Below are 20,322 nucleotides of genomic sequence, written 5' to 3' on the forward strand. Positions count from 1 at the left end.
CGGACCCGCATGTGAGGGTGGATCGCATGGAAACCACGGAACCGATGATCCGGGCCCGGGGCCTGGTCAAGCGATACGGAGACGTCGAGGCGCTGGCCGGACTCGACCTCACCGTGCCCGAGGGCACCGTGCTCGGCCTGCTGGGACCGAACGGCGCGGGCAAGACCACCGCGGTGCGGATCCTCACGACGCTGCTGCGTCCCGATGCGGGCGAGGCCACGGTCGCCGGCGTCGACGTCCTGGCCGATCCCGACGGCGTGCGCCGGCGGATCGGGCTGTCGGGCCAGTACGCGGCCGTCGACGAGTACCTCACCGGCTACGAGAACCTCGAGATGGTGGGTCGGCTCTACGGGATGCGGGCGAAACAGGCCGGTGCCCGCGCGCGCGAACTGCTCGAGCGATTCGGGCTCGCCGACGCCGCGGACCGGCCGTCGAAGACCTACTCGGGCGGCATGCGCCGCCGGCTCGACCTCGCCGGTGCGCTCGTGGCCGAGCCACCGGTGATCGTGCTCGACGAGCCGACCACGGGCCTCGACCCGCGCAGCCGCCAGCAGATGTGGGACGTGATCGCCGACCTGGTCTCCTCCGGCGGCACGGTGCTGCTCACGACGCAGTACCTCGAGGAGGCCGACCTCCTCGCCGACAACATCATCGTGATCGACCACGGCAGGGCGATCGCCGAGGGCACCGCCGACCACCTGAAGTCGCAGGTCGGCGGCGAGCGCATCGAGGTCGTCGTCGCCGATCCGGCGCGCGCCGCCGAGGCGGGCGACCTGCTCGAGCCGGTCGCCAAGGGCGAGGTCAACCGTCGTGAGCGCACGGTGTCGGCGGCGGTCGTCGGCTCGGGGGCCGACCAGCTCATGCAGGTGCTCGCCGGACTGCGCGATGCCCGCATCGAGGTCCTCGACGTGGGCCTGCGCCGGCCCACGCTCGACGACGTGTTCCTGACGCTCACGGGTCGTGAGGCCGACGGAACCGGCACCGACCACGAGGAGGTCGCGTCATGAGCATGGGACTGGCACGCACCGCCACCGACGGCTGGGTCGTCGCGAGGCGCAACCTGATCAAGATCAAGCGGGTTCCCGAGATCATGGTGTTCGTCCTGGTCTCGCCGATCATGTTCGTGCTGCTGTTCGCGTACGTCTTCGGCGGCGCGATCGATGCCGGGCCTGGCCTGGACTACAAGGAGTTCCTCGTCGGCGGCATCTTCGTGCAGACCGTCGTGTTCGGGGCGACGTACTCCGGTGCGGCGATGGCCGAGGACATGCAGAAGGGCTTCATCGACCGGTTCCGCTCGCTGCCGATGGCGCGCTCCGCGGTCGTGGTCGGTCGGACGGGCAGCGACGTCGTCTACAACGTGCTGTCGCTCATCATCATGGCGCTCACCGGGCTGCTCGTCGGCTGGCGCGCCCACCACGGCATCGTCAGGATGCTGGCGGCGTTCCTGCTGCTGTTGGCCTTCGCCTACGCGATCAGCTGGGTGATGGTGTGGATCGGTCTGATCGTGCCGAGCGTCGACGTCATCAACAACGCGTCGTTCATCGTCATCATGCCGCTGACGTTCGTCTCGAACGCGTTCGTGCCGGCCGAGACCTTCCCGGCGTTCCTGCAGCCGTTCGTCGAGTGGAACCCCGTCTCGGCGGTCACGCAGGCCGTCCGCGACCTGTTCGGGAATCTGCCGGCCGGGTACGAGCCGCCCGACGCGTGGAGCCTGCAGCACCCCGTGCCCTACTCGCTGATCTGGATCGTGATCATCCTCGTGGTGTTCGTCCCGTTGTCCGTGCGGCGCTACCAGCGGGCCAGCCTGAAGTAGCCGATCCGCGCTTCGGGCGCGCCTGCGATAACCGTCGGAGGGCTCACGTAGTCTGGAGTCCTTCCCCACCCCGTGCCCTCGTCCGAGGGCTTGTTCGTCCTGTCTTGCGGAGGCCCACAGACCCATGCCGAGTGATTCGAGCTTCGTGCACCTGCACGTCCACACGGAGTACTCGATGCTCGACGGTCACTCCCTGCTGGGCGGGCTGTTCGAGCGCACCGCCGAGCTGGGGATGCCGGCCATCGCGATGACCGACCACGGCAACGTGCACGGTGCCTACGACTTCTGGAAGAAGGCCGGCCAGCACGGCGTCAAGCCGATCATCGGCCTGGAGGCCTACCTCACGCCCGGCACGCACCGCAGCGAGAAGAAGCGCGTGCGCTGGGGCCGCGGCAACGCCGCGGAGGAGGGTGGCGACGACGTCGCGGGCGGCGGCGCCTACACGCACATGACGATGTGGGCCTCGTCGACCGAGGGCATGCACAACCTGTTCCGGCTGTCGTCGCTGTCGAGCCTCGAGGGGTACTACTACAAGCCGCGGGCCGACCGCGAGCTGCTCGAGCAGTACTCCGCCGGACTCATCGCCACGACCGGCTGCCCATCGGGCGCGGTCCAGACGCGGCTGCGCCTGGGCCAGTACGAGGAGGCGCGCCGCGAGGCCGCCGAGCTGCAGGAGATCTTCGGCAAGGAGAACTTCTTCCTCGAGTTGATGGACCACGACATCTCGGTCGAGCGGCGCACCCGCGAGGACCTGCTGCGGCTGGGCCGCGAGCTGGGCATCCCGCCCGTGGCCACGAACGACTCGCACTACACGCACGCCAACGACGCAGCCGCCCACGACGCGCTCGTGTGCGTCGCGTCGGGCAAGCGGATCAGCGACGAGAAGCGCCTGCGCTTCGACGGCGGCGGGTACTACATCAAGTCCGCCGCCGAGATGCGCTCGCTGTGGGAGGACAAGCACGGCATGAAGGAGGCGTGCGACAACACGCTGCTGATCGCCGAGCGCTGCGAGATCGACTTCTCCGAGTCCACCGGCGGGTACATGGCGCGCGCCGACATCCCCGCGGGCGAGACCGAGGAGTCCTGGTTCCGCACCGAGGTCTGGAACGGCATCAAGGCCCGCTACGGCGACGACTTCTCCGACGAGGTGCGCAATCGCACCGAGATGGAGCTCGAGGTCATCGCGCAGAAGGGCTACTGCGGCTACTACCTCGTGGTCGCCGACTTCATCGGCTGGTCCAAGGACAACGGCATCCGCGTCGGCCCCGGCCGCGGCTCGGGCGCCGGCTCGATCGCGGCGTACGCGCTGCGGATCACCGATCTGTGCCCGCTGCAGAACGGCCTGATCTTCGAGCGCTTCCTCAACCCCGAGCGCCCCTCGATGCCCGACTTCGACATCGACTTCGACGAGCGTCGCCGCGGTGAGGTCATCCAGTACGTCACCCGCAAGTACGGCTCGGACCGGGTCGCCCAGATCGCCACGTTCGGTCGGCTCAAGGCCAAGGCAGCGGTCAAGGACGCCAGCCGGATCCTGGACTACCCGTTCGCGATGGGCGACAAGATCACCAAGGCCCTGCCGGCCGACGTGATGGGCAAGGGCGTGCCGCTGTCGAAGCTGTTCGACGAGTCGAACGCTCGCTACAACGACGGCAAGGACTTCCGCGAGCTGCACGGCCAGGATCCCGACGTGCGCAAGGTGTACGACATCGCGCTGGGCCTCGAGGGCCAGATCCGCAACTGGGGCGTCCACGCCGCCGGCGTGATCATGAGCAGCGACCCGTTGATCGACATCGTGCCGATCATGAAGCGCGAGGCCGACGGCTCGGTCATCACGCAGTTCGACTACCCGATGTGCGAGGCGCTCGGGCTGGTCAAGATGGACTTTCTGGGTCTGCGCAACCTCACGGTCCTCGACGACACGCTGCTCAACATCAAGGCCAACCGTGGTGTCGACCTCGTGCTGGAGGACCTGACGTTCGACGATCCGGAGGCGTACGCGCTGCTGGGCCGCGGTGACACCCTCGGCGTGTTCCAGTTGGACTCCCCGCCGATCCGCCAGCTGCTCAAGCAGATGCAGCCGGACAACTTCGAGGACATCAGCGCCGTCATCGCGCTGTACCGGCCCGGTCCGATGGGCGCCGACAGCCACACGAACTACGCCAAGCGCAAGAACGGCCGCCAGGAGATCGACTACATCCACCCCGAGCTGACCGAGGCACTCAAGCCCGTCCTCGGCACGACCTACGGCCTGATCGTGTACCAGGAGCAGGTCATGACGATCGCCCAGGAGCTGGCCGGGTTCACGCTCGGCCAGGCCGACAACCTGCGGCGCGCGATGGGCAAGAAGAAGCGCGAGGTGCTCGAGCAGGAGTTCGTCGGCTTCGAGGGCGGCATGCTCGAGCGCGGCTACTCCAAGGTTGCGATCAAGACCCTGTGGGAGATCCTCGTCCCGTTCGCCGACTACGCCTTCAACAAGGCGCACTCGGCCGCCTACGGCGTCATCAGCTACTGGACGGCCTACCTCAAGGCCCACTACCCGGCCGAGTACATGGCCGCCCTGCTCACGAGCGTCAAGGGCGACAAGGACAAGTCCGCCCTCTACCTGGCCGAGTGCCGCCGGCTCGGCATCAAGGTGCTGCCGCCGGACGTCAACGACTCGGTCGCCAACTTCGCCTCGGTCGGCGAGGACATCCGCTTCGGCCTGACCGCCGTGCGCAACGTCGGCGACAACGTCGTCGGCGGGATCGTCGAGGCGCGCGAGGAGAAGGGCGCCTACACCGACTTCGGCGACTTCCTCGACAAGGTGCCCACCCAGGTCTGCAACAAGCGCGTGCTCGACTCGCTCGTGAAGTCCGGGGCGTTCGACTCGCTCGGCCACGGCCGACGCGCGCTCGCGACGATCGCCGAGGAGTCGGTCGACCAGTACATCGACCTCAAGCGCAACGCGGCGATCGGGCAGGACTCCCTGTTCGGGGCCTTCGAGGACGACTACACCGGCATGGGCGTCACGGTGCCCGACCTGCCGGAGTGGGAGAAGGCCCAGAAGCTCGCGTTCGAGCGCGACATGCTCGGCCTGTACGTCTCGGACCACCCGCTCGGCGGGCTCGAGCACGTCCTGTCGGCGAACGCCGACTCGACGATCGGGGCCCTGCTCGACGGCGACCGGCCCGACGGCGACGTCGTGCGGCTGTGCGGACTCGTCACGAACGTCCAGCGCCGGATGAGCAAGAAGGGCGACACGTGGGCCACGATCACGCTGGAGGACCTCGACGGCTCGGTCGACGTCGCGGTGTTCCCGGCGGCCTACAACCTGGCCGCCACGGTGCTGACCCAGGACGCGATCGTCGTCGCGAAGGTGCGGGTGCGGCGCAACGACGAGGGCATGGACCTGTCCGCCAACGAGGTGTCGTTGCCGAACCTCGGCCAGGGCCGGGCCGACACCCCGCTCGTCGTCAGCCTCGCGACCTCACGCTGCACGCTCGACACGATCAACGCGTTCAAGCAGGTGCTCGGCTCGCATCCGGGAGTCACCGAGGTGCACCTGCGGCTGTCGGGCAACGGCAAGACCACGACGATGCGCCTCGACCAGGGATTGCGGGTGTCGTCGACGTCGGCGCTGTTCGCTGACCTGAAGGAGCTGCTGGGACCGGGGTGCCTGTCATGAGCCGGGTCCCGAAGCTGCTCCTGGGCGTCGTCGCCACGGGCATCCCGGCAGCACTCGTGTGGTGGTGGCTCGGCGAGCCGTCGCAGTGGCTCGTGACGCAGAACGGCCTGATCCTGACCGAGGACCGGGCGACGGGCCAGTTCCAGGTCATCGCGGTGTTCACCCTGATCGGGTTCGTCGTGGGCCTCGTGTCGGGATTCGTCGTCGAGCGACTGGGTCGGCCCAGCCGGTGGCAGACGGTCGTGGGGCTGACCGCAGCGTCGTCGGCGGCGGCCCTGCTGTGCTGGCAGCTCGGGATCTGGCTCGGGCCGCCCGAGCCGGGCTCCGTGACCGACGCGGCGGTCGGCGACCTCGTGCCCGCGCAGTTCGTGGTGGACACGATCGTGCCGTTCCTGGTGTGGCCGTTCGCCGCTGTCCTGGGCTACACGCTGTCGCTCTACATGGGGCCGGACGGCACCCATGACGAGCCGGACGACCTGTGGGCCGACGAGGTCACCGAGCGATCGCAGCCGTGACGGCGCGGGTCTGGGCCACCAGGTCGGTGGGCGAGACCTCGATGTCCAGTCCCCGCCGCCCGCCCGAGACGAACACCGTCCGGTGCGCGGCGGCGCTGACGTCGACGACGGTCGGATGGGCGCGCTTCTGGCCGAACGGGCTGATCCCACCGAGCACGTAGCCCGTCGCCCGCTGGGCTGCCGTGGGATCGGCCATGGCGGCCTTCTTCCCGCCGAGCGCGGCGGCGGCCTTCTTCAGGTCGAGGCTGCACGACACGGGCACCACTGCGACTGCCAGCCGTCCGTCGACGTCGATCATGAGGGTCTTGAACACGCGCTCGGGCTCCAGGCCCAGCGCCTCGGCGGCCTCGAGGCCGTACGACTCGGCCCGCGGGTCGTGGTCGTACGGGTGCGCCGTGACCGGCACGCCGGCCCGATGCAGGGCCACGAGCGCCGGGGTCGCGTCCCCGCCGTGCTTCTTCGCCACGCGCCGAGGCTAGCCCAGCGGAGTCCGCCGCTCGACCGTCGCACGCACCGCCAGCCCGAGCAGCAGCGCCCAGAAGGCCGCGCCGACGGACCACAGGGTGACACCGGAGGCGGCCAGCAGGAAGGTCAGTCCCGCGCTCGTGCGGTGACGCGGCTCGGCGAAGGCGCCCTCGAGCGAGCCGACGAGCGCAGCGATCAGGGCGAGCCCGGCGACCGTCTCGATGATTCCCGGCGGTGCGACCGCGGACAGCGTCACGACGAGCCCCGCGGCGCCGGCGATCACGAGGTAGCCGAAGCCCGCCGAGACCGCGGCGACCCAGCGCCGCTCGCGCGGGCCGGCCTCGTCCCCGGCGGCGAGCGCCGCCGACAGCGCCGCGAGGTTCATCGCATGGCCGCCGAACGGTGCGACCGCGGCCGTGCCCAGACCAGTGGCGACGATCGAGGACCGCCACGGGGTCTCGAAGCCGAAGCTGCGCAGCACCGCGGCGCCGGGCAGGTTCTGGGAGGCCATCGTGACGACGGTCAGGGGCACGGCGATGCCGACCAGCGCCGACCACGTCCAACCCGGCGTGGTCCACGTCAGGTGCGGCACGAAGTCGGCCGGGTCGATCGAGGTGCCCGAGCGGGCCGTGGCCACGAGGATCGCCGCGATCGCCACCAGGAGCGCGAACGGCACGGCCCATCGCGGCCGGAACCGCAGGGCGGCCAGCCACGCGACGATGACCGGGACGACGTATCCGGGCGAGTGGGCCGCCGCGACGAACGGCGCCAGGCACAGCTGCAGCAGGATCCCGGCCAGCATCGCCTGCGCGATCTCGGTGGGGATGCGGGCCACGAGGTCGCCCAGCACGGGCACGACGCCGATCAGCGCGAGCAGGAGCCCGGTCACGACGAACGCGCCCACGGCGGCGGCCCAGCCACCGTCGACCGCTCCGGTCGAGACGAGCAGGGCGGCTCCCGGGGTCGACCACGCGAGCGTCACCGGCACCCGGTGCACCCACGCCAGGACGATGATCAGCAGGCCGAACACGACGGTCAGCGCCAGCAGCCCGCTCGCCGCCTGGTCCTCGGAGGCACCGACGGCGCGCAGTCCCGCCAGGACGACCGCGAACGACGACGTGAAGCCGACGAGGGCGGTGACCACCCCGGCGACGACCGGCTGCTGCCACGTGGGCGCGGAGCTCACCTGACCGCCTCCTAGACTTGGCCCGTGCTTCGACGACTCGATCTTCGTGACCAGACCGGAGGCTACCGCGACGCGGTGCCGCGTGCCGAGGTCGACGTCGAGCATGCCCTCGCGGCCGTCGTCCCGATCTGCGACGACGTGCGCGATCGAGGGGCCGACGCCGTGCTCGACGCGGGGGAGCGGTTCGACGGGATCCGCCCCGAGCGGCTGCGCGTCCCGGCGGAGGCCCTGGCGAAGGCTCTCGCCGAGGTCGACCCGGCCGTGCTCGAGGCCCTCGACGAGTCGATCGCGCGGCTGCGCGCGACGTGCGAGGCCGAGCTCGAGCACACGATCGGGGTCGACGTCGCCACCGGCGCCACGGTGCAGCGGCGGATCGTGCCGATGCAGCGCGTCGGGCTCTACGTGCCGGGCGGGCTGGCGCCGCTCGTCAGCACCGTGGTCATGAACGCCGTCCCGGCGCAGGTCGCCGGCGTGCCGGGGATCGCCCTGGCGAGCCCGCCGCAGGCGGAGTTCGGCGGACTGCCGCACCCGACGATCCTCGCCGCGTGCGCGCGACTGGGCATCGACGAGGTCTACGCCGCCGGCGGCGCACAGGCCCTCGCGATGCTCGCGTACGGCACGCAGGAGAACGAGGCGGTCAACCTCGTCACGGGTCCGGGCAACATCTTCGTGGCCGCCGCGAAGCGGCACCTGCAGGGTGTCGTCGCGATCGACGCCGAGGCCGGCCCCACCGAGATCGCGATCGTCGCCGACGCGACCGCGGACCCCGAGTTCGTCGCGGCCGACCTGATCAGCCAGGCCGAGCACGACCCGCTCGCGGCCGGCGTCCTCGTCACCGACTCGGTCGAGCTCGCCGACGCGGTCGACGCCGAGCTCGCGCGCCAGGTGCCCACCGCGAAGCACGAGGAGCGGATCCGCACCTCGCTCGCGGGCACCCAGTCGGCGACGGTGCTCGTGCGCGACCTCGACCAGGCGGTCGACGTCGCGAACGCCTACGCCGCCGAGCACCTCGAGATCCAGACCGTCGACGCCGCCGCGGTGGCGGAGCGGATCGTCAACGCGGGCGCCGTGTTCGTCGGCTCGTTCGCTCCGGTCTCGCTGGGCGACTACGCCGCCGGCTCGAACCACGTGCTGCCGACCGCCGGCTGCGCGTGCCACTCCTCGGGCCTGTCGGTGCGCGCCTTCGTCAAGAACATGCACGTCGTGACCTACTCGGAGGCCGCGCTGCGCGAGGTCGGCCCGAAGGTGGTCACGCTCGCCGAGGCCGAGGACCTGCCGTCGCACGGTGCCGCCGTGACGGCGCGTCTGGAGCGGGCGCGGTGAGCCTGCCGGCGTGGGTGCCGATCCGTGACGAGCTGCGCGACGACGAGCCCTACGGCGCGCCCCAGATCGACGTGCCGGTGCGCCTCAACACGAACGAGAACCCCTACGGACCGAGCGCCGAGGCGGCGGCCGACATCGCCGAGGGCGTGCGCGTCGCGGCGCTCGAGCTCAACCGCTACCCCGACCGCGAGGCGTGGGCCCTGCGTGAGGGCCTGGCCGCGTACCTGGGCCACGGCCTGACGGCCCAGCGGGTGTGGGCCGCGAACGGCTCGAACGAGGTCATGCAGCAGATCCTGCAGGCGTTCGGTGGGCCCGGTCGCACCGCGCTGTCGTTCGCGCCGACGTACTCGATGTACCCCGAGTACGCCCGCAACACGCACACCCGGTGGGTGGCCGGCCGGCGTCAGGAGGACTTCGCGATCGACGTGCCCGCCGCGGTGGCGCTGATCGAGGCCGAGCGGCCCGACGTCGTCTTCCTGACCTCGCCGAACAACCCCACCGGCACCGCCCTGGCGCCGCACGAGCTGCAGGCCGTCCTGGCGGTCGCACCGGGCATCGTCGTGGTGGACGAGGCCTACGCGGAGTTCCGTCGCGCCGGCACGCCGACCGCACTGGAGCTGCTCGACGCGAACCCGAGGCTCATCGTCACGCGCACCATGAGCAAGGCCTTCGCCCTCGCCGGCGGCCGACTCGGCTACCTCGCCGCCGACGCCGCGATCGTCGACGCCCTGCGGATCGTGCGGCTGCCGTACCACCTGTCCTCGGTCTCGCAGGCGACGGCGCTGGGCGCACTGCGGCACACCGACGAACTGCTGGCGCAGGTCGACGCGCTGCGTACGACGCGGGACGAGACGGCGGCGTGGCTCATCGACCGCGGGTACGACGTCGCCGCGTCCGACGCGAACTTCGTGCTGTTCGGGCATTTCGCCGATCGGCACGCGGTGTGGGAGGGTTTGGTCGGCCAAGGTGTCCTGATCCGCGAGGTCGGGCCCGCCGGCTGGCTGAGGGTGTCGATCGGCACCCCCGAGGAGATGCAGGCGTTCCACGCGGCACTGACGGAGGTGGACCCCCGATGAGCGGTACTGGCAGGACGGCACGGATCGAGCGGAAGACCTCCGAGTCGCACGTGGTCGTCGAGGTCGACCTCGACGGCACGGGGCGCACCGACATCAGCACGGGCGTGGGCTTCTACGACCACATGCTGACCGCCCTGGGTCGGCACTCGCTCATCGACCTCACGGTGCGGTCCGAGGGTGACCTGCACATCGACGCGCACCACACCGTCGAGGACACCGCGATCTGCATCGGCGAGGCGATCTCCGAGGCGCTCGGCGACAAGTCCGGCATCCGTCGCTACGGCACCGCCACGATCCCGCTTGACGAGGCCATCGCGACGTGCGTCGTCGACGTCTCCGGACGTCCGTACTTCGTGCACACCGGCGAGCCCGAGCGCCAGATCACGGCGATCATCGGCGGCTCGTACATCGGCTCGCTGACCTCGCACGTCTTCGAGTCGATCGCGCACCACGCCGGGATCACGATGCACATGACCCTCATTGCAGGCCGCGATCCGCACCACATCGCCGAGTGCCAGTTCAAGGCGCTCGCGCGGGCGCTGCGCACGGCCGTCGAGGCCGACCCGCGAGAGACGGGCATCCCGTCGACCAAGGGCGCACTCTGACCATGAGCACGGTCGCGGTCCTCGACTACGGATCCGGCAATCTCCGCTCGGCCATGCGCGCGGTCGAGCGCGCCGGGGCCGAGGTCGTCCTGACCTCCGACGCCTCCGTCGCCGAGCTGGCCGACGGCCTACTCGTGCCCGGCGTGGGGGCGTACGAGGCCTGCATGCGCGGGTTGCAGTCCGTCGGTGGCGAGCGCATCGTCGAGCGGCGGCTCATCGCGGGTCGTCCGGTCCTGGGCATTTGCGTCGGCATGCAGATCCTGTTCGGCGAGGGCATCGAGCACGGGGTCCGCACGCGCGGCTGCGGCGAGTGGCCGGGCACGGTCGAGCGGCTGCAGGCGCCGATCGTCCCGCACATGGGCTGGAACACCGTCGAGGCGCCCCGGGACTCGACGATGTTCGCCGGGATCGAGGACGAGCGGTTCTACTTCGTCCACTCCTACGGGGTGCGCCAGTGGCAGCTCGACCCGACGGGCACGGCCTTCCGCGCGCCCGGGGTCACGTGGACCGGGTACGGCGGCGACCGCTTCGTCTCGGCCGTCGAGAACGGCCCGCTGTGGGCCACCCAGTTCCACCCCGAGAAGTCCGGCGACGCGGGCCGCCGCCTGCTCGAGAACTGGATCGCGACGCTCGCCTGAGGTCAGGCGCGGTAGCGCTCGGGCCGGTGGTTGAAGGCCAGGATGACGTTGAGGATCACGGCCCCCACGGCCGAGAGCGCGACGTTCGAGACGGGCACGACGAGCAGCGCCGCCAGCACGACGAGGATGTCGAGCGCCATCTGCACGTAGCCCGCGCGCAGTCCGGCCCGCTCCTGCGCGATGAGCGCCAGGACGCTGAAGCCGCCCAGGCTCGAGCCGTGCCGGAACAGGATCAGGATGCCGACGCCGGCCAGGATGTTGCCGGTGACGACGCCGTAGACGGCATCGAGGTCGGGGTTCGGCAGCAGGTGGGTGTGCAGCGCGGTGAACGCCGACATGAGCAGCACCGCGACGACCGACTTGGCCGTGAACGCGGCGCCCTTCTTCCACAGGGCGAGCGCGAAGAACGGCAGGTTCACGAGGATCAGCACGAGCGAGAGCGACCACGGCACGGCGTACGTGATGAGCAGCGACAGGCCGGCCGTGCCTCCCGTGACGGCATGGGCCTCGTGCAGCAGCGTCAGTCCCAACGACGCGAGCCACGTGCCCGTCAACACCCCCAGGACGTCCTCGGCCGGGGTGTGGGGCAGCGTGATGGTGGTCGGTTCGCTCGTGTCGCTCATGGCCCGTCAAGAGTACGGACCCGGGCCGATACGATCGCCGGGTGACTCTCGAACTCCTCCCCGCGGTCGACGTCGCCGATGGCCAGGCGGTCCGCCTGGTCCAGGGCGAACTCGGCAGCGAGACGACGTACGGCTCCCCGCTCGATGCCGCCCTGCAGTGGCAGGCCGACGGTGCCGAGTGGATCCACCTGGTCGACCTCGACGCCGCCTTCGGCACGGGCAGCAACCGCGCCCTGCTCGCCGAGGTCGTCGGACGCCTCGACGTCCAGGTCGAGCTGTCCGGAGGCATCCGTGACGACGAGTCGCTCGCCGCGGCGATGGCGACCGGCTGCCGTCGGGTCAACCTCGGCACGGCAGCCCTGGAGAACCCCGAGTGGTGCCGGGCCGCGATCGCCGAGTACGGCGACCGGGTCGCGGTCGGCCTCGACGTGCGCGGCACGACCCTGGCCGCGCGCGGCTGGACGCAGGAGGGCGGCGACCTCTTCGAGGTGCTCGAGCGCCTCGAGCAGGACGGCTGCTCGCGCTACGTCGTCACCGACGTCACGAAGGACGGCACGCTGCAGGGCCCGAACCTCGACCTGCTGCGCCAGGTCTGCGAGCGGACCGACAAGCCCGTCGTGGCCTCCGGCGGCGTCTCGAGCCTCGACGACCTGCGCGCGATCGCGTCCCTGACCGGCCTCGGCGTCGAGGGTGCGATCGTCGGCAAGGCGCTGTACGCGGGCGCCTTCACGCTGCCGGAGGCACTCGCCGCCGTCGCCGGGTGATCAGTCCCGAACGGGTCAGCAGCCGCTGCGCATGAGGTCGGGGCGGGTCGCGTGCGTGACCTCCACGAAGGTGACGGGCTCCTGCGGGCCGATCGACTCGACGTCGGCATCGAAGAGGAAGCCGAGCCAGTCCTCGCCGTCGGTGACGAACAGCCCGGTCTGGCCGAAGCCGGCCTCCGCGAGCTCGGCCGTCTCGTAGACCTTCGAGATCTGCTGCAGGGTGCTGCCCACCCCGAGCCCGTCGGCCGTGCGCGGTTCGTCGCCGCGGACGCCGATCGACACGATCGTGCCGTCGTCGGAGGTGTAGACGTCCAGCGAGGACGCGTACGCCTCCTTCCACGCCAGGGCGACGGGACCGCAACCGTCCACGCCGCTGTCGACGTCCGCGTCGAACAGCCCCGTGGCGAGCGCCTCGTCCTTCGTCATGCCCGCCCGGACGTCGCCGACGCGTCCGGGTGCGACGACGAGGTCCGCGATCGCCGGGGTCGTCGCCGGCGGGGTGGGTGCCGACGTCGTCGACGTGGTGGCCGCCGTGGTGGTCGTGGCCGGGCTGGGCGTGGCCGGATCGGCCCCGTCCGAGCACGCCGTCAGCGCGAGTGCGGCGACCGTTGCGAGGGCCAGCAGGCGGCTCCACCGGCGGTGGTGCGCACGGGCTAGGCTCATGGCCGTGAGCCTAGCCGTCCGCGTGATCCCGTGCCTGGACGTGGACGGGGGCCGCGTCGTCAAGGGCGTGAACTTCGTCGACCTGCGTGATGCCGGCGACCCGGTCGAGATGGCCCGCGTCTACGACGCCGAAGGTGCCGACGAGCTCGCGTTCCTCGACATCACAGCCTCCAGCAGCGACCGGTCGACGACGTACGACATCGTCGGACAGACCGCCGAGCAGGTCTTCATCCCGCTGACCGTGGGCGGTGGCGTCCGGTCCGTCGAGGACGTCGACCGGCTGCTGCGCGCGGGCGCCGACAAGGTCGGGATCAACACGGCCGCGATCGCGCGGCCCGAGGTCGTCGCCGAGATCGCGCACCGCTTCGGGAATCAGGTCCTCGTGCTCAGCGTTGACGCACGACGTGCAGCAGACCAGCCCAGCGGGTTCGAGGTGACCACCCACGGCGGCCGCCAGTCGGCCGGGATCGACGCGGTCGAGTGGGCGCGCGAGGCGACCGCTCTCGGCGCGGGTGAGATCCTGCTCAACTCGATGGACGCCGACGGCACGCAGGCCGGCTTCGACCTGGAGCTGATCCGCGCCGTCCGGCAGGTCACCGACGTCCCCCTCATCGCGAGCGGGGGAGCGGGCCGGCTCGAGCACTTCCCGCCGGCCGTCGAGGCCGGTGCCGACGCGGTGCTCGCCGCCAGCGTCTTCCACTTCGGCACCTTGACGATCCCCGCGGTGAAGGAGACGCTCCGAGCCGCGGGACACGTGGTCAGGTGACCGCGACCGACACCGTCGAGGCTGAGCCGGTCATCGACACGCTGGGCGGGGGTGGCACCGACGGGCTGACCCGGCGGGGGTTCGTGGTCATGGGCCGCGGCATCGCCCGTCAGAAGCAGATGTTCGTCTGGGCGACGCTGTCGTCCCTGCTCTTCGGTGTCATGACGGTCGCCGACGCGTGGGTTCTCGGCTGGGTCACCGACCACGTCATCACCCCCTCGTTCCGTGAGGGCGAGGTGCGCACCGCGGCGCTGTGGACGGGCGTGGCACTGTTCCTCGCGGCCGCCGTCCTGCGCACCGTCGGCGTCATCGGCCGACGACTGCTCGGCGGCGTCGTGTTCTTCCGACTCGTGCGCGACGACCGACTGCGCGTCACGCGCCGCTACCTGCAGCTGCCGCTGCGGTGGCACCACCGGCACCCGACCGGACAGCTGCTGAGCAACGCCAACGCCGACGTCGAGGCGACCTGGGGCGTGTTCATGCCGCTGCCGATGGCGATCGGCACCGTGGCGATGCTCGTGGCGGCCGTCGTCACGATGCTGTTGGCCGACGTCGTGCTGACGGCCGTCGGTCTGGTCGTCATCCCGCTGCTGTTCATCGCGAACGCGATCTACCAGCGGTGGCAGGGCCCGCGCATCGCCCTCGCCCAGAGCCTGCGCGGCGACGTCTCGACCGTGGCACACGAGTCGTTCGACGGGGCGCTCGTGGTCAAGTCGCTGGGCCGTGAGGCCGACGAGACGGCGCGGTTCCGGGCCGCGAGCGAGCGCCTGCGGGACGCGAACGTCGCGATCGGTCGGATCCGTGCGGTCTTCGACCCCGTGATCGAGGCGCTGCCGAACCTCGCGGTGCTCGCCGTGCTGCTGCTCGGGGCGTGGCGCGTGTCCTCCGGCGGCGCCGACGCGGGCGACGTGGTCCAGGTCGCGTACCTGTTCACCGTGATCGGGATGCAGATCCGCTCCTTCGGCTGGGTGCTCGGTGAGCTCCCGCGCGCGGTCGTCGGCTGGGACCGCGTCTCGCGCGTGCTGGGCGACCGCGACGTCATGCCGTACGGCGAGGGGGAGGTGCCCGGGACGGCGCCGGTCACCCTGACGGTCGAGCACCTCGACTACAGCCATCCGGACGAGCCGGACACGGCCGTCCTGCGTGACCTGAGCTTCACCGTCCCCGCCGGCACCGTGACGGCCGTCGTCGGCAGCACCGGCAGCGGCAAGAGCACGCTCGCCTCGCTCGTGACGCGTCTCGTCGACCCGGACTCCGGCGCCGTGCGGCTCGACGGCCGCGACGCCCGCGACCTGTCTCAGCATGCCCTGACCCGCACCGTCGCCCTCGTGCCGCAGTCGACGTTCCTGTTCGACGACACGGTGCGAGCCAACGTCGCGCTCGACCTCGAGGTGTCCGACGACCGGCTCTGGGAGGCGCTGCGGATCGTTCAGGCCGACCGGTTCGTCGCGGCGCTGCCCGCCGGCCTCGACACCGAGCTGGGGGAGCGGGGCACGAGCCTGTCGGGCGGCCAGCGTCAGCGGCTCGCCCTCGCGCGGGCCCTCGTGCGCGATCCCCGCGTCCTCGTGATGGACGACGCCACGAGCGCCCTGGACCCCGAGGTCGAGCAGCGGATCCTGCGCGCGCTGGCCGACCGGGCAGGCGCGCCCACGACGGTCGTCGTCGCCTACCGCAAGGCCACGATCGCGCTGGCCGACGAGGTCGTCCTGCTCGACCACGGCCGGATCGCGGACCGCGGCACCGATGCCGAGCTGAGGGAGCGCTCCGCGACGTACCGCCACCTCGTCGACGCCTACGACCGCGCGAGGGTCGAGAGCTCGCGGGAGGAGGTGGTCGACCATGGCTGATCCCACGGCCAGGGAGGGTGGCACCGCGGTCATCATGCGCGGTCTGCGCCGCAATCCCGAGATCGTCGAGGGCATCTGGCTGACCCTGCTGCTGGCACTGCTCAGCACGGCCGGCGGCACGGTCGTGTCGCTCGTGGTGCGATCCGTGATCGACGACGGGTTCGGCGCCGACGGTGTCGACATGGCGCTCGTGCGCCGCTCGGTGCTGATCGCGGCCGGCGTCATGGCGCTGATCGCCGTGACCGGCTACTGGTCGAAGGTGCGGATCTTCACCGCGAGCGAGCGCGGGCTCGCGAACCTGCGCGTCGCGGCGTTCCGGCACGTGCACGACCTGTCGATGCTGACCCAGAACACGCAGCGCCGCGGGTCGCTCGTCTCGCGGGTGACCTCGGACGTCGACCAGATCAGCCAGTTCCTGCAGTTCACCGGGATCATGATGATCGTCAGCATCGGCCAGATGCTCGTCGCGACCGTCGTCATGGCGTTCCTGTCGTGGCAGCTCACGATCGTCGTGCTCGTCAGCTTCGTGCCGCTCGCGTTGAGCCTGCGGTGGCTCGCCGGGGCGATGTCGCGCGCCTACGACCGCGTGCGGGCCAGCGTGGGCGAGATGCTCGCGGTCATCGCCGAGCCCGTCGTGGGTGCTGCGGTCGTCCGCTCCTACGGGATCGAGGAGCGCACGCAGGGGCGCGTCGACGCGGCGGTCCGGGCGAACTACCGCGACAACATCCGGGCGCAGACGATCACGGCGGGTGCGTTCTCCGCCGCAGTGCTCGTCGGTGGCGCGGCGAATGCCGCGGTCGTCGCGGTCGGCGTGTGGCTCGGCGTGGCCGGCGAGCTGTCGATCGGCACCGTCGTCGCGTTCGTCTTCCTCGTCGGCCTGTTCACCGGGCCCGCGCAGATGGCCACGCAGGTGATCTCCGAGGCGCAGAACGCGATCTCCTCGTGGCGTCGCGTGCTGGACCTTCTGGACACCCCCGCCGACGTCGTCGATCCCGGGACGGGGGGAGTCGCGCTGCCCGACGGCGACATTGACGCCCGCTTCGAGCACGTCTCGTTCTCGTACCCCGACGGTCCGACGGTGCTGGCCGATGTCGACGTGACGATCCCGACGCGGCAGCGGGTCGCCGTCGTCGGTGAGACGGGATCGGGCAAGACGACCTTCGCCAAGCTGCTGACCCGGCTGATGGATCCGGCGCAGGGCCGGGTCGTGCTCGGTGGCGTCGACATCGCCCACGTGGCGTTCGACGAGCTGCGCCGGCACGTGCTGATGGTGCCGCAGGAGGGCTTCCTGTTCGACGCGACGCTCGCCGAGAATCTGCGCTACGGCGCCCGCGACGCGACCGACGACGAGCTCGTCGCCGCGATCGCCCGGTTGGGCCTGGCCGACTGGTTCGCGGCGCTGCCTCGCGGCCTCGAGACCCGCGTCGGCCAGCGCGGCGAGTCGTTGTCGGCGGGGGAGCGCCAACTCGTGGCGCTCGTGCGGTCGGCGCTGGCGGACCCCGAGCTGCTCGTGCTCGACGAGGCCACCTCCGCGGTCGATCCGCGCACCGAGCTGCGCGCCACCCGCGCCCTGGACCACCTGCTCGAGGGACGCACGAGCGTCACGATCGCGCACCGGCTCTCGACCGCCGAGAACGCGGACCGGATCCTCGTCTTCGACCAGGGCCGGCTGGTCGAGGACGGCCACCACCGCGACCTCGTCCTCGCCGGCGGGGTCTACGCCCGCCTCCACGCCTCGTGGGTCGCCCAGGCGTCGCTGGCCTGACGGTTTACCACGGTCCCTCGGTTTGTCCCTTCGGCCCGTGGCAAATTCACCACGGGAGGAGCCAAGGAACCAAGGCACCGTGGTAAACCCGAGCCGCGAGCCGCCTGAGAGAATGGTCCGGTGAGCTCCCTCGACCCGACCATCGCCGCCCGGCTGAAGCGCAACGAGGCCGGCCTGGTCCCCGCCGTCGTGCAGGACGCGACGAGTCATGCCGTGCTGATGATGGGCTGGATGGACGACGAGGCGCTGCACCGCACGCTCAGCACGGGTCGGTCGACGTTCTGGAGCCGCAGCCGGCAGGAGTACTGGGTCAAGGGCGAGACGTCCGGGAACACCCAGCACGTGCGCGAGGTGCGCCTCGACTGCGACGGCGACACCCTCCTGCTCGTCGTCGACCAGCAGGGACCGGCGTGCCACACCGGCGCCACGACGTGCTTCGACGCGGACCGGCTGCGGTGAGCCGGACCGCGCGCAACCTGCTGTTCCCGGTCGTCGTGGCCCTCGTGGTCACCGGCGGCGGTGCGCTGCTGTGCCTGCGCCGCCCGTGGTCGACGGCCGCGGTGTCCGGACTGCCGGTCAGCGACGTGACGGTGGCCGGATCCGACGTCGCCGGGGGCGCGGCCGGCCTCGCCGTGCTCGTGCTCGCCTCGAGTCTGGGGATCCTCGCGGCCGGTCCGCGGCTGCGCCGGTGGATCGGTGGGCTCGTGGTGCTGGCCGGCGTCGGCGGGATCGGCCTGGTCGCCGGGGCCGCTGACCGGATGGACGAGGCGCGCCGGCGCGCCCTCGACGCGGCAGGCGCCTCCGGCGCGAGCGACGTCGACTGGTCGAGCGGGCCGTGGCCGTGGGTCACGATCGGACTGTTCGCACTCGCGTCCGTTGTGGGTCTCGTGATCGTCCGCCGTGGTGCGGACTGGCCGACGATGGGCGGCCGGTACGAGGCGCCGTCCGCGCGTGAGGCCGATCCCAGCGACCTGTGGAAGGCCATCGACGACGGTGTCGATCCGACCGTCTGACCACCGAGTAGGCTGTCGCACACACGCCCCGAGCATCCCAAGGAGTGACCCCATGTCGCACGGTTCGTCCCCGGCCGCCTGGACAGCCGTCCTCGTCAGCCTCGCCGGTTTCCTCATCGGCGGGATCGCCCTGATCCCCGAACCGAACTGGGTCCTGTTCACGATCGGAGTCGTCCTCGTCGTGGCCGCGCTCCCGCTCGGCAAGATCTTGTCGGTCGCCGGCTACGGCGTCGACCGGGCGAAGGGCCACTGAGCACCGTCCCCGACTCCGCCACCGCCTCGCGCGGTCGGCTCCTGCGGGCCCCGTTGCTGACCGCCGCGGTCGGTGCCGGGGCCTTCGCATTGCTGCACGTCCGCGATCCGCACGAGTCGGGCTCCTACGGCTACTGCCCGTTCCTGCTCCTCACCGGCCAGCCCTGCCCGGGCTGCGGTGGACTGCGGGCCGTGAACCTGCTGACGAACGGCGAGCTCGTGCCCGCCGTGTCCAGCAACCTGCTCGCCGTCGTGCTCGTGCTCGGCAGCGTGGTGGCCTGGGCCGTGTGGCTCGTGCGCCGGGCCCGAGGCATCGACGCACCGTTCCTGACGCTCTCCTCGCGCACCGTCGTGCTGGGCGGGGTCCTGGCCGGGGCGTTCTGGATCCTCAGGCTCACCCCGTGGGGCGCCTGGCTGGCTCCCTAGCCCCGGGACGACGAAACCCGCCGCCCGGAGGCGACGGGTTCCGTGGACGGTGGTCGTCAGGGGGCGACCGGCTGGTCCTGGAACTTCCTGTAGGCGTAGGCCGTGGCGATCGTCGCGACCGGGTAGGCCACGAACAGGCCGAGGCCACAGATGCAGGCGCCGAGCAGGATGATGATGAACGAGAGCGCCCCGAGGAAGAAGGCCTGCCCGAAGTTCGCCCAGATCAGCTTGACGCTCGACGAGATGGCCTCGACGGCCGACTGGTTCTTGTCGACCACGAACAGCAGCGCGAACCAGGACAGGAACGCGAAGAGGATGCCGGGGATGAAGCACAGGAGGAGGCCGACGGTGACGCCGATCGCGACGAGCAGCGACGTGATGATGACGTTCGCGACCGGCACGCGCGAGAAGGTCTCGCCGAGGGCGAACTTGCGACCCTCGGTCTCGTCCAGGGCGCCGCGGTAGACGTACCCCGAGATGACGTAGCCGACGAGCACCGACAGGACGTTCACGATGACGCTCGCGAGGCTGAACGTCGAGCCGAAGTTGAGCTCGTCCCCGGGGTCGACATCGGGCTGGGCGATCCAGCTCAGGCCGGCGAACACGAGGGAGACTGCGACGATCAGCAGGCCCGCGAGCAGCCACTGGCCGGCGTTGCCCGTGAACTTCTTCCAGCCGTAGGCGATCGCCTCGGTCGAGTTGAAGGGGGTGTCGTAGCCCGAATCGGCCGGCGGCGGAGGCGGGTAGCCGCCGGCGCCGTAACCGGCGGACGCATCGCCGGGCGGCGGGTACTGGGTGCTGCCGTAGGACGGCGGGGGAGGCGGAGGAACGGACCCTTCGGGCTTCTCGGGATCGGGTCCGACGGGCGGCTCGTTGGTCGTCATGGACTGAGCATAGGGACGATCGCGGACGGGCAAC

The 20,322-nt window shown here is 71.3% G+C and carries 21 protein-coding genes; 16 read left to right on the forward strand and 5 right to left on the reverse strand.

Annotated elements, in window-relative coordinates:
- Window positions 1–26 precede the first annotated feature (26 nt).
- The 4 genes from ACT26F_RS03375 to ACT26F_RS03390 all read left to right on the forward strand — a co-directional run bounded on the left by ACT26F_RS03375 (window position 27) and on the right by ACT26F_RS03390 (window position 5,992).
- Entirely contained in the window at window positions 27–1,007 is a 981-nt protein-coding gene (locus ACT26F_RS03375) for an ATP-binding cassette domain-containing protein (protein WP_471669075.1), read from the forward strand.
- Window positions 1,004–1,813, forward strand: coding sequence for an ABC transporter permease (locus ACT26F_RS03380; RefSeq protein ID WP_471669076.1), 810 nt, complete (start codon window positions 1,004–1,006; stop codon window positions 1,811–1,813). The genes ACT26F_RS03375 and ACT26F_RS03380 overlap by 4 nt, the downstream gene beginning before the upstream one ends.
- Window positions 1,814–1,937: 124 nt before the next feature.
- The gene (gene dnaE / locus ACT26F_RS03385) at window positions 1,938–5,477 is read left to right on the forward strand and encodes a DNA polymerase III subunit alpha (protein ID WP_471669077.1); all 3,540 of its coding nucleotides are present in this window, start codon (window positions 1,938–1,940) and stop codon (window positions 5,475–5,477) included.
- Window positions 5,474–5,992, forward strand: coding sequence for a hypothetical protein (locus tag ACT26F_RS03390; protein ID WP_471669078.1), 519 nt, complete (start codon window positions 5,474–5,476; stop codon window positions 5,990–5,992). The genes dnaE and ACT26F_RS03390 overlap by 4 nt, the downstream gene beginning before the upstream one ends.
- Here ACT26F_RS03390 and ybaK read toward each other — a convergent pair.
- Both ybaK and ACT26F_RS03400 read right to left on the reverse strand, forming a co-directional pair.
- The gene (ybaK, locus tag ACT26F_RS03395; RefSeq protein ID WP_471669079.1) at window positions 5,970–6,458 is read right to left on the reverse strand and encodes a Cys-tRNA(Pro) deacylase; all 489 of its coding nucleotides are present in this window, start codon (window positions 6,456–6,458) and stop codon (window positions 5,970–5,972) included. The two genes, ACT26F_RS03390 and ybaK, sit on opposite strands and share 23 nt — an antisense overlap.
- 9 nt (window positions 6,459–6,467) lie before the next feature.
- A complete protein-coding gene (locus ACT26F_RS03400) occupies window positions 6,468–7,643 on the reverse strand; it encodes a benzoate/H(+) symporter BenE family transporter (RefSeq protein ID WP_471669080.1) in 1,176 nt (391 codons plus the stop codon).
- Window positions 7,644–7,667: 24 nt separating this feature from the next.
- Between ACT26F_RS03400 and hisD the strand changes: the two genes are divergently transcribed.
- The 4 genes from hisD to hisH are packed head-to-tail and all read left to right on the forward strand — an operon-like array spanning window position 7,668 to window position 11,285.
- Entirely contained in the window at window positions 7,668–8,966 is a 1,299-nt protein-coding gene (gene hisD / locus ACT26F_RS03405) for a histidinol dehydrogenase (RefSeq protein WP_471669081.1), read from the forward strand.
- Complete coding sequence (locus tag ACT26F_RS03410; protein ID WP_471669082.1) at window positions 8,963–10,042, forward strand: histidinol-phosphate transaminase; 1,080 nt, start codon at window positions 8,963–8,965, stop codon at window positions 10,040–10,042. The genes hisD and ACT26F_RS03410 overlap by 4 nt, the downstream gene beginning before the upstream one ends.
- Window positions 10,039–10,647 carry an imidazoleglycerol-phosphate dehydratase HisB gene (gene hisB / locus ACT26F_RS03415; protein WP_471669083.1) on the forward strand — a complete coding sequence of 203 codons (609 nt, stop codon included), beginning with the start codon at window positions 10,039–10,041 and terminating at the stop codon, window positions 10,645–10,647. The genes ACT26F_RS03410 and hisB overlap by 4 nt, the downstream gene beginning before the upstream one ends.
- A gap of 2 nt (window positions 10,648–10,649) precedes the next feature.
- Entirely contained in the window at window positions 10,650–11,285 is a 636-nt protein-coding gene (hisH, locus tag ACT26F_RS03420; protein ID WP_471669084.1) for an imidazole glycerol phosphate synthase subunit HisH, read from the forward strand.
- 2 nt (window positions 11,286–11,287) lie between these two features.
- Here the strand turns inward: hisH and ACT26F_RS03425 are convergent, their stop codons facing one another.
- Complete coding sequence (locus ACT26F_RS03425; RefSeq protein ID WP_471669085.1) at window positions 11,288–11,908, reverse strand: YitT family protein; 621 nt, start codon at window positions 11,906–11,908, stop codon at window positions 11,288–11,290.
- 41 nt (window positions 11,909–11,949) lie between these two features.
- On the opposite strand from ACT26F_RS03425, the gene priA reads away from it, so the two are divergent.
- Window positions 11,950–12,672 carry a bifunctional 1-(5-phosphoribosyl)-5-((5-phosphoribosylamino)methylideneamino)imidazole-4-carboxamide isomerase/phosphoribosylanthranilate isomerase PriA gene (priA, locus tag ACT26F_RS03430; protein WP_471669086.1) on the forward strand — a complete coding sequence of 241 codons (723 nt, stop codon included), beginning with the start codon at window positions 11,950–11,952 and terminating at the stop codon, window positions 12,670–12,672.
- Between the two features lie 15 nt (window positions 12,673–12,687).
- On the opposite strand, the gene ACT26F_RS03435 is transcribed toward priA, so the two are convergent.
- On the reverse strand, window positions 12,688–13,335 hold the full coding sequence (locus ACT26F_RS03435) for a hypothetical protein (protein ID WP_471669087.1): 648 nt from the start codon (window positions 13,333–13,335) through the stop codon (window positions 12,688–12,690).
- Window positions 13,336–13,339: 4 nt separating this feature from the next.
- Here ACT26F_RS03435 and hisF point away from each other — a divergent pair, with 4 nt between their 5' ends.
- From hisF to ACT26F_RS03470, 7 genes are all read left to right on the forward strand, one after another.
- Window positions 13,340–14,101, forward strand: a complete 762-nt coding sequence (gene hisF, locus ACT26F_RS03440) for an imidazole glycerol phosphate synthase subunit HisF (RefSeq protein WP_471669088.1) — start codon at window positions 13,340–13,342, stop codon at window positions 14,099–14,101.
- A complete protein-coding gene (locus ACT26F_RS03445; protein WP_471669089.1) occupies window positions 14,098–15,948 on the forward strand; it encodes an ABC transporter ATP-binding protein in 1,851 nt (616 codons plus the stop codon). The genes hisF and ACT26F_RS03445 overlap by 4 nt, the downstream gene beginning before the upstream one ends.
- Window positions 15,941–17,713: an ABC transporter ATP-binding protein gene (locus ACT26F_RS03450; RefSeq protein ID WP_471669090.1), complete on the forward strand. Its 1,773-nt coding sequence runs from the start codon at window positions 15,941–15,943 to the stop codon at window positions 17,711–17,713. The genes ACT26F_RS03445 and ACT26F_RS03450 overlap by 8 nt, the downstream gene beginning before the upstream one ends.
- A gap of 120 nt (window positions 17,714–17,833) precedes the next feature.
- Window positions 17,834–18,172, forward strand: a complete 339-nt coding sequence (gene hisI / locus ACT26F_RS03455; protein ID WP_471669091.1) for a phosphoribosyl-AMP cyclohydrolase — start codon at window positions 17,834–17,836, stop codon at window positions 18,170–18,172.
- Window positions 18,169–18,726, forward strand: coding sequence for a Trp biosynthesis-associated membrane protein (locus ACT26F_RS03460; protein ID WP_471669092.1), 558 nt, complete (start codon window positions 18,169–18,171; stop codon window positions 18,724–18,726). The genes hisI and ACT26F_RS03460 overlap by 4 nt, the downstream gene beginning before the upstream one ends.
- Before the next feature lie 52 nt (window positions 18,727–18,778).
- Complete coding sequence (locus tag ACT26F_RS03465; protein WP_471669093.1) at window positions 18,779–18,979, forward strand: HGxxPAAW family protein; 201 nt, start codon at window positions 18,779–18,781, stop codon at window positions 18,977–18,979.
- A 53-nt stretch (window positions 18,980–19,032) separates the two neighbouring features.
- Window positions 19,033–19,404 carry a DUF2752 domain-containing protein gene (locus ACT26F_RS03470; protein ID WP_471669094.1) on the forward strand — a complete coding sequence of 124 codons (372 nt, stop codon included), beginning with the start codon at window positions 19,033–19,035 and terminating at the stop codon, window positions 19,402–19,404.
- Between the two features lie 56 nt (window positions 19,405–19,460).
- On the opposite strand, the gene ACT26F_RS03475 is transcribed toward ACT26F_RS03470, so the two are convergent.
- On the reverse strand, window positions 19,461–20,288 hold the full coding sequence (locus ACT26F_RS03475; RefSeq protein WP_471669095.1) for a hypothetical protein: 828 nt from the start codon (window positions 20,286–20,288) through the stop codon (window positions 19,461–19,463).
- Window positions 20,289–20,322: the final 34 nt, after the last annotated feature.

The organism is Aeromicrobium sp. SP1 (assembly GCF_055663785.1).

What these genes read in the sequence shown, in the direction of transcription:
- ACT26F_RS03380 (WP_471669076.1), top strand. Translation starts at nt 1,004, where the DNA reads ATGAGCATGGGACTGGCACGCACCGCCACCGACGGCTGGGTCGTCGCG.
- hisH (WP_471669084.1), top strand. Translation starts at nt 10,650, where the DNA reads ATGAGCACGGTCGCGGTCCTCGACTACGGATCCGGCAATCTCCGCTCG.
- ACT26F_RS03465 (WP_471669093.1), top strand. Translation starts at nt 18,779, where the DNA reads ATGTCGCACGGTTCGTCCCCGGCCGCCTGGACAGCCGTCCTCGTCAGC.
- hisB (WP_471669083.1), top strand. Translation starts at nt 10,039, where the DNA reads ATGAGCGGTACTGGCAGGACGGCACGGATCGAGCGGAAGACCTCCGAG.
- ACT26F_RS03475 (WP_471669095.1), bottom strand. Translation starts at nt 20,288, where the DNA reads ATGACGACCAACGAGCCGCCCGTCGGACCCGATCCCGAGAAGCCCGAA.
- ACT26F_RS03375 (WP_471669075.1), top strand. Translation starts at nt 27, where the DNA reads ATGGAAACCACGGAACCGATGATCCGGGCCCGGGGCCTGGTCAAGCGA.
- dnaE (WP_471669077.1), top strand. Translation starts at nt 1,938, where the DNA reads ATGCCGAGTGATTCGAGCTTCGTGCACCTGCACGTCCACACGGAGTAC.
- ACT26F_RS03435 (WP_471669087.1), bottom strand. Translation starts at nt 13,335, where the DNA reads ATGAGCCTAGCCCGTGCGCACCACCGCCGGTGGAGCCGCCTGCTGGCC.
- ACT26F_RS03390 (WP_471669078.1), top strand. Translation starts at nt 5,474, where the DNA reads ATGAGCCGGGTCCCGAAGCTGCTCCTGGGCGTCGTCGCCACGGGCATC.
- ACT26F_RS03425 (WP_471669085.1), bottom strand. Translation starts at nt 11,908, where the DNA reads ATGAGCGACACGAGCGAACCGACCACCATCACGCTGCCCCACACCCCG.
- ACT26F_RS03450 (WP_471669090.1), top strand. Translation starts at nt 15,941, where the DNA reads ATGGCTGATCCCACGGCCAGGGAGGGTGGCACCGCGGTCATCATGCGC.